Source organism: Bradyrhizobium sp. (assembly GCF_016462955.1).
Taxonomy (GTDB): domain Bacteria; phylum Pseudomonadota; class Alphaproteobacteria; order Rhizobiales; family Xanthobacteraceae; genus Bradyrhizobium.
This window is the reverse complement of sequence record NZ_JAEMSD010000188.1, coordinates 3,978-11,738: the sequence shown is the minus strand read 5'-3', so window position 1 is coordinate 11,738 and position 7,761 is coordinate 3,978. Positions and strand designations below refer to the sequence as shown.

Sequence of the window (7,761 nt, the reverse complement as noted above, 5' to 3'; positions counted from 1 at the left end):
GATCTCGCCCGCCATGCCGCGCGCGCCTATGCGCGCGAGAGCGAATATACCGAGGAGGACGCGTTGAATCGGATCCTCGAGATGTTTCAGGCCGAGATCGAGCGTCCCACCGACACCGGCACCACGACGCCCCGCGGCAAGGGACACTGACCATGACGATCGAATCCCATCATTACGATTTCATGCTGGAAGCGATCCGCGAGGCGGAAACCTCGATCGCGCAGGGCGGCCTGCCGATCGGGGCAGTGCTGACGCGTGACAACAAGATCATCGCCCGCGGCCACAACAACCGCGTGCAGGAGAACAATCCGATCCTGCACGGAGAAATGAGCTGCCTGCGCGAAGCCGGCGCGATCTCGTTCCACGACACCGTCATGTACACCACGCTGTCGCCATGCTCGATGTGCGCGGGCGCACTCGGGCTGTTCAAGGTCAAGCTGGTGGTGATTGGGGAGTCCGTCACCTTCGAGGGCTCCAAGGACATCCTCGACAAGTTCGGCATTCCCTGGATCGACCTTGCCGACGACCGCTCCATCACGATGATGAAGAATTGGCGTTCCATCCCGGCCAATGAGCGCCTGTGGCAGGGCGACGTCGGCAACTAAACCTGGTCCGTTCGTCTTCGCTGTCGAAAGACGACGTTTTGCAAAGTTTGTCTTGAGGTCAGCATGCCCATCAACATCCTGATGCCCGCTCTCTCGCCGACGATGGAGAAGGGCAACCTCGCCAAATGGCTGAAGAAGGAAGGCGACAAGGTCAAATCCGGCGACGTCATCGCCGAGATCGAGACCGACAAGGCGACCATGGAGGTCGAGGCGATCGACGAGGGCACGATCGCCAAGATCCTGGTGCCGGAGGGGACGCAGGACGTCCCGGTCAACGACGTGATCGCCGTGCTCGCCGGCGAAGGCGAGGACGTGAAGGCGGCTGGAAGCGCCAAGCCCAGCGCTTCGGCCGCACCGCCGAAAGCTGCTGAAGCACCCGCTGCTGCCCCGGCGGCCGCGCCAGCGCCTGCTGCACCCAAGGCCCCGCCGCCCGCGGCGGCACCCGCGCCGCAGGCTGCGGCTCCCGCTGCGCAGGCCAATGGCCATGGTGGCCGCGTGTTCTCATCGCCGCTGGCGCGGCGTCTGGCCAAGGAAGCCGGCATCGATGTGTCGATGGTCACGGGCACCGGCCCGCACGGCCGCGTGGTCGCCCGCGACGTCGAGCAGGCCAAATCCGGCAAGGGTCTGAAAGCGCCCGCTGCGGCGCCATCAGGCGCGCCCGCGATCGCGCCGACCATGTCGGACAAGCAGATCCTGTCGCTGTTCGAGCCCGGCTCCTACGACATCGTCCCGCATGACGGCATGCGCCGCACCATCGCGCAGCGGCTGACGGCGTCGATCCAGAACGTTCCGCACTTCTACCTCACCATCGACTGCGACATCGGCAAGCTGCTCACGGCTCGCGAGGAGATCAATGCCGCCGCGCCGAAGGACAAGGAGAAGAAGCCGCTCTACAAGATCTCGGTCAACGACTTCGTCATCAAGGCGATGGCGGTGGCGCTGCAGAAGATCCCGAACTGCAACGTCAGCTGGACCGAAAGCGGCATGGTCAAGCACCATCATTCCGACGTCGGCGTCGCCGTGGCGATGCCTGGCGGCCTGATCACGCCGATCATCCGCAAAGCGGAGACCAAGACGCTCTCGACCATCTCCAACGAGATGAAGGATTTTGCCGCGCGCGCACGCTCCCGCAAATTGAAGCCCGAGGAATATCAGGGCGGCACCACGGCCGTCTCCAACCTCGGCATGTACGGCATCAGCCACTTCACCGCCGTGATCAACCCGCCGCATGCGACCATCCTCGCGGTCGGCACCAGCGAGGAGCGTCCCGTGGTGCGCGGCGGCAAGATCGAGGTCGCCAACATGATGAGCGTGACCCTGTCCTGCGATCACCGCGCCATCGACGGCGCCCTCGGCGCCGAGCTGATCGGCGCGTTCAAGCAGCTGATCGAAAACCCCGTGATGATGATGGTCTGACGCGACGGCAGAGGGGGCAACCTTGCATGGTCCGGACCCGCTGGCCATGGATATCGCTGCTGCTCGGCGTCATCGTCGCGCTCAATCCGATCGGGCTCGATTTTCTTCGGTCAGCCTTCTTCTCCGGAGAGCAGCTGTCGCGGAACATCGCTCAGCCGATCGTGTTGAGCGCGCTGGCCATCCTGGTCCTGGTCGGGATCATCGAATGGCTGGTCAGGTTTGTTGTCTTCAAGCGCCGCGCCCGCGGCGCTTCTTGAGCTGAACGGGAGCCGCCATGGCCGACACATCCTTCGACGTCATCATCATCGGCTCCGGCCCGGGCGGTTACGTTGCGGCGATCCGCGCCGCGCAGCTCGGCTTCAAGACCGCGATCGTCGAAAAGTCCTATCTCGGCGGCATCTGCCTGAACTGGGGCTGCATCCCGACCAAGGCGCTGCTGCGCTCGGCCGAGATCTACCACTACATGCAGAACGCCAAAGACTACGGCCTGTCGGCGGAGAAGGTCTCGTTCGATCCGAAGGCCGTGGTGCAGCGCTCGCGCGGCGTCTCGAAGCGGCTGAACGATGGCGTCGGCTTCCTGATGAAGAAGAACAAGGTGAGCGTGATCTGGGGCGCGGCCTCGATCGACGCGCCCGGCAAGGTGACCGTGAAGAAGTCCAACGTCGAGGGCCCGAAGGGCGCGCTGGGCGAGGGGACCTACCAGGCCAAGCACATCATCGTCGCGACCGGCGCGCGGCCGCGCGTGCTGCCGGGGCTCGAGCCTGACAAGAAGCTGGTCTGGACCTATTTCGAGGCGATGGTGCCGGAGCGGATGCCGAAGTCGCTGCTGGTGGTCGGCTCCGGCGCGATCGGCATCGAGTTCGCCTCGTTCTTCCACACCATGGGCAGCGACGTCACCGTGGTCGAGGTGCTGCCGCAGATCCTCCCCGTCGAGGATGCCGAGATCGCGGGTCTCGCGCGCAAGCGACTGGAGAAGCAGGGCATCAAGATCATGTCCTCGACCAAGGTGACCAAGCTGGAGAAGAAGGCCGACAGCGTCGTCGCCACCATCGACGACGGCAAGGGCAAGCCGGTGACGACCGAGTTCGAGCGCGTGATCTCGGCGGTCGGCGTCGTCGGCAACATCGAGAATCTCGGTCTCGAAAAGCTTGGCGTGAAGACCGACCGCGGCATCATCGTGGTCGATGGCTACGGCAAGACCAACGTCCCCGGCATCTACGCCATCGGCGATGTCGCAGGTCCCCCGATGCTCGCGCACAAGGCCGAGCATGAGGGCGTGATCTGCGTCGAGGCGATCAAGGGCCTCAATCCGCATCCCATGGACAAGAACCTGATCCCGGGCTGCACCTATTGCCATCCGCAGGTCGCCTCGGTTGGTCTGACGGAAGCCAAGGCGAAAGAGGGCGGCCGCGAGATCCGCGTTGGCCGTTTCCCCTTCGTCGGCAACGGCAAGGCGATCGCGCTCGGCGAGGACCAGGGCCTCGTCAAAGTGATCTTCGACAAGAAGACCGGCCAGCTGCTCGGGGCCCACATGGTCGGTGCCGAGGTCACTGAGCTGATCCAGGGCTACGTCGTCGCCATGAACCTGGAGACGACCGAGGAAGAGCTGATGCACACCGTCTTCCCGCATCCGACGCTGTCGGAGATGATGAAGGAAGCCGTGCTCGATGCGTATGGACGGGTGCTGAATATTTGACCGCTCGTCATGCGCGGGCTTGACCCGCGCATCCATCTAGCGAAGCGCTCTTCGTGAGATGGATTGCCGGGTCAAGCCCGGCAATGACGGAGGCAAGAAACTGGCAACAAGGAAGAAGAAAGAATCGAGCCATGCACGACAACGACAACCTCACCATCGAACGCCCGACCTTCGTCACCCATCTCGAGTGTGCGATGGAGGGCGATCATTACGCCGCCGACCAGGTCCACAACCTCTCCAAGGCCGGCAAGCCGCTCTTGGTGCGCTACGACCTCGCCGGGGTGAAGAAGGCACTGACCAAGGACGCGCTGGCGCAGCGGCCCGGTGACATGTGGCGCTACCGCGAGCTGCTGCCGGTGCGCAAATGCCAGGACATCGTCTCGCTCGGCGAGGTCACCACGCCGCTGATCCGGCTGCCCAAGCTCGGAAAGAAGCTCGGCGGCGGCGAGATCATCGTCAAGGACGAGGGACGGCTGCCGACCGGCTCGTTCAAGGCGCGCGGCCTCGTGATGGCGGTGTCGATGGGCAAGGCGCTCGGCATCAAGCACATGGCGATGCCGACCAACGGCAATGCCGGCGCGGCGCTGGCGGCCTACGCCACGAGCTGCGGCATCAAGACCACGATCTTCTGCCCGGCGGATACGCCCGAAGTGAACGTCAGCGAGATCGAGCTGCAGGGCGCGACCGTCTACCGCGTCAACGGCTATATCGACGATTGCGGCAAGATCGTCGGCGAGGGCAAGGCCAAGGTCGGCTGGTTCGACACCTCCACGCTGAAGGAGCCGTATCGCATCGAGGGCAAGAAGACGATGGGCCTCGAACTCGCCGAGCAACTCGGCTGGGACGTGCCTGACGTGATCTTCTATCCGACCGGCGGCGGCACCGGCCTGATCGGCATGTGGAAGGCGTTCGACGAGCTCGAGAAGATCGGCTTCATCGGAAGCAAGCGCCCGCGCATGGTCGCGGTGCAGGCCTCCGGCTGCGCGCCGATGGTGCGCGCCTACGAGGCCGGCACCGAGCACGCCACGCGCTGGGAGGACGCCCACACCATTGCGTCGGGGATCCGCGTGCCGCAGGCGATCGGCGATTTCCTGATCCTGCGCGCGGTGCGCGAGAGCAAGGGCTTTGCGATCGCGGTCGACGACGACAAGATTTCATCGGCGCTGAACGAGGTCGCACGCGAGGAGGGGCTCTTGCTCTGCCCCGAAGGCGCCGCCACCTACGCCGCCTACAAGGAGAGCCTCGCCGACGGCCGCGTCTCGAAGGCCGACCGCGTCATGCTGTTCAACTGCGCAACCGGCCTGAAGTACCCGCTGCCGCCGGTCACCCGCACGCTCGACCGCCACAAGCCGATCGACTATTCGCAGTTCTAGCGCAGCGACGGGCTACGAGCGATTCCTCTGCCCGTACGCGGGCAGAGCGCCAAAAAACAACAATGATATCGCTGGGGAGAAGACAATGACGAAAGCCGTCTGGGCTGCGCTGTTTGCTATTCTCGCTGCTGTCGGCGCCGCACGCGCCGATGACTATCCCACCCGTCCGATCACCGTCATCGTGCCCTTCGCCGCCGGCGGACCGTCCGATGCGATGGCACGCGTGCTTGCCGAACGGATGCGCGCCGCGCTCGGCCAGCCCGTCGTGGTCGAGAACGTCACCGGCGCGGGCGGCTCGATCGGCGTTGCCCGCGCCGTGCAGTCGCCGCCGGACGGCTACACCATCTCGTTCGGCCATCTCGGCACCCACGTCGCGAACGGCGCCGTCTACAAGCTCAAATTCGATCTCGTCGCCGACCTCGAGCCCGTGGTGCTGCTGCCGAGCAATCCGATGATCGTCGTCAGCAAGAACGCGGTGCCCGCGACCTCGCTGAAGGAGCTGCTCGAGTGGCTGAAATCGCGTCCGTCGCCGCCGACCGCAGGCACCGCCGGCGCCGGCTCGGGAAGCCACATCGCCGGCGTCTATCTCGAGAACGTCTCCGGCATCAAGCTGCAATACGTGCCGTATCGCGGCACCGCGCCGGCGCTGAACGACCTGATCGCCGGCCAGATCGACATCATCGTCGACCAGACCTCCAACTCGATCGGTCAGGTCCGCGCCGGCACGATCCGCGCCTACGCCGTCACCGATGACAAGCGCCTGGCCTCGGCGCCGGAGATCCCGACCGCGGAAGAGGCCGGCCTGAAAGGCTTCACTATGACGCTGTGGTCGGGCATGTGGGTGCCGAAGGGCACGCCGAAGGAGATCGTGACCAAGCTTAACGCCGCAGCCGTGGAGGCGCTGAACGATCCTGCCGTGCGGAAGCAGCTCGAAAGCCAGGGCCTGGAGATGACGCCGAAGGATCAGCTCACCCCGGATGCGCTCGGAGCGCGCCAGAAGGCCGAGATCGCGAAATGGTGGCCGATGATCAAGGCCGCCAACATCAAGGTGGATTGAGGATAGCTTCGAAGATCTCGTAGGGTGGGCAAAGCGCAGCGTGCCCACGCCCTGTTGCTCATGGAGAGAGATCGTGGGCACGGCGCAAGTGCGCCTTTGCCCACCCTACGACTACTCAGCCCCCGTCAAACCCACCGGCGTCGCCGCACTGGCATCCTTCGTCACCACACGCTCATCGCTCTTGCCCGCGATCACGCCGCTGCCTTCGAATCGCGTGCGGTAGACCAGGACGTTCTCCATCACGCGCTGAACGTAGTTCCGCGTCTCCGAGAGCGGAATGCGCTCGACCCAGTCGACCGGATCGACATTGGGATGTCGGGGATCGCCGCGCGTCTGCACCCATTCGCGCACCCGGCCCCGTCCGGCATTGTAGCCGGCGAAGGTCATGATCTGGTTGCCGCGATATTCCGAGAACAGCGCGCTGAGCTCGGCGGCGCCCATCTGGGTGTTGTAGACGGGATCGGAGACCATCCTGTCCCAGTCGTAGGTCAGGCCGAAGCGTTTCGCGGTGTCGCGTCCCGCTTCCGGCGTCACCTGCATCAGCCCGACCGCGTTGGCGTGCGACTTGTCGCGCTGGTCGAACGAGCTTTCGGTGCGCGCCACCGAATAGATCACACTGGTCTCGATCGCGGGCGCGACCTGCTTGTGCTCGGGAATACCGATGGTCGGGAAGGCGTAATGATCGAGCGCGAGCCCGCGCGCCAGCGCGGTCTTGCCGACCACCAGCATCACGCGCGCATCGTTGCGCCGGCCGGCGAGCTCGGCGAGCGCCTCGAGCGCGGCGGCATCGGTGCTCTCCTTGGCGAAATCCTCGGCGTAGTAGAACACCATGTCGCGCTCGCCGATGCCGTAGAGCATGTCGGCGGCGCGTACGCGCTCGTCCGCAGGCTGCGCATCGGCCGAGGCCAGCACGGGCGAGGGCGGCCGCAGCTCGATGCCTTCGAGGCCGAGCCTGGCGCGGGCGAGCTGGCCGTAATAGGCGGTGTGATAGCGCGCCGCCGCCCGGTAGCTCATGCGCGCATCGGCCGTCGCGCCCATGGCTTCAGCGGCGCGGCCGCGCCAGTAATGCGCCCGCGACAGCGCGATCGGATTGGACGAACCGGCATCGATCGAGGCGAAATGCACCATCGCCGTCTTGGGATCGTCGAGAAAGCGCAGCGCGATCCAGCCGCACATGAAATGGTAGTCGACGCGATAGACTTCTTTGTCCGGCACGGCGGCCGTGCGCACCACGTCATAGGCGGTCCTGGACTTGCCCTGATCGAGCAGCTTGCGCGCCAGCATGCGGCGCTCGCGCCACCAGGCGTCGGTGTCCTGCGCTGCCATGGTCTCGGGCGCGGCCGCGAGGATCACCTCGGCGGCGTCGTCGATGCGGTCGTTCTGGAGATGCCACTGCGCGCGGCACAGCACATAGCCGAGATCGCGCCGCTCCTCGGCCACGACATCCTCAAGAAGATCCTTGGCCTTGCTCGCCTTGCCGGTGACGGCGGCGCAGGCCTTGACGATGGCGATCGCGTCTTCGCCAAGCCGCTTGGCCGCGCGCCTGGCACCGGCATAGTCCTTGGCGCCGAGGCGCTTGTCCATGCGGGCCCGATGATCGTCCGCCGCAAGGAG

Annotated in this window: 8 protein-coding genes; 7 read left to right on the top strand and 1 reads right to left on the bottom strand. The window is 65.6% G+C overall.

The features are described from left to right. The 7 genes from JHD07_RS19670 to JHD07_RS19640 form a co-directional block, all read left to right on the top strand. Positions 1-150, top strand: a 150-nt coding sequence (locus tag JHD07_RS19670) for a DUF5076 domain-containing protein (RefSeq protein ID WP_291624879.1), incomplete at its 5' end; no start/stop codon positions are given. A 2-nt stretch (positions 151-152) separates the two neighbouring features. Continuing rightward, on the top strand, positions 153-605 hold the full coding sequence (locus JHD07_RS19665; RefSeq protein ID WP_291624877.1) for a nucleoside deaminase: 453 nt from the start codon (positions 153-155) through the stop codon (positions 603-605). Between the two features lie 63 nt (positions 606-668). Then, positions 669-2,021, top strand: a complete 1,353-nt coding sequence (locus JHD07_RS19660; protein ID WP_291624875.1) for a pyruvate dehydrogenase complex dihydrolipoamide acetyltransferase — start codon at positions 669-671, stop codon at positions 2,019-2,021. Between the two features lie 26 nt (positions 2,022-2,047). Next, positions 2,048-2,278 (top strand): hypothetical protein, encoded by a 231-nt coding sequence (locus tag JHD07_RS19655; protein ID WP_291624872.1) that lies wholly within the window; start codon positions 2,048-2,050, stop codon positions 2,276-2,278. A gap of 17 nt (positions 2,279-2,295) precedes the next feature. Continuing rightward, entirely contained in the window at positions 2,296-3,717 is a 1,422-nt protein-coding gene (lpdA, locus tag JHD07_RS19650; RefSeq protein ID WP_291624870.1) for a dihydrolipoyl dehydrogenase, read from the top strand. A 131-nt stretch (positions 3,718-3,848) separates the two neighbouring features. After that, entirely contained in the window at positions 3,849-5,090 is a 1,242-nt protein-coding gene (locus tag JHD07_RS19645) for a threonine synthase (RefSeq protein WP_291624868.1), read from the top strand. Between the two features lie 85 nt (positions 5,091-5,175). Further along, positions 5,176-6,147, top strand: a complete 972-nt coding sequence (locus tag JHD07_RS19640; RefSeq protein ID WP_291624866.1) for a tripartite tricarboxylate transporter substrate binding protein BugD — start codon at positions 5,176-5,178, stop codon at positions 6,145-6,147. Between the two features lie 111 nt (positions 6,148-6,258). On the opposite strand, the gene JHD07_RS19635 is transcribed toward JHD07_RS19640, so the two are convergent. Continuing rightward, on the bottom strand, positions 6,259-7,761 hold a 1,503-nt coding region (locus tag JHD07_RS19635; RefSeq protein ID WP_291624864.1), incomplete at its 5' end, for a lytic transglycosylase domain-containing protein.

What these genes read in the sequence shown, in the direction of transcription:
- JHD07_RS19665 (WP_291624877.1), top strand. Translation starts at nt 153, where the DNA reads ATGACGATCGAATCCCATCATTACGATTTCATGCTGGAAGCGATCCGC.
- JHD07_RS19660 (WP_291624875.1), top strand. Translation starts at nt 669, where the DNA reads ATGCCCATCAACATCCTGATGCCCGCTCTCTCGCCGACGATGGAGAAG.
- JHD07_RS19655 (WP_291624872.1), top strand. Translation starts at nt 2,048, where the DNA reads ATGGTCCGGACCCGCTGGCCATGGATATCGCTGCTGCTCGGCGTCATC.
- lpdA (WP_291624870.1), top strand. Translation starts at nt 2,296, where the DNA reads ATGGCCGACACATCCTTCGACGTCATCATCATCGGCTCCGGCCCGGGC.
- JHD07_RS19645 (WP_291624868.1), top strand. Translation starts at nt 3,849, where the DNA reads ATGCACGACAACGACAACCTCACCATCGAACGCCCGACCTTCGTCACC.
- JHD07_RS19640 (WP_291624866.1), top strand. Translation starts at nt 5,176, where the DNA reads ATGACGAAAGCCGTCTGGGCTGCGCTGTTTGCTATTCTCGCTGCTGTC.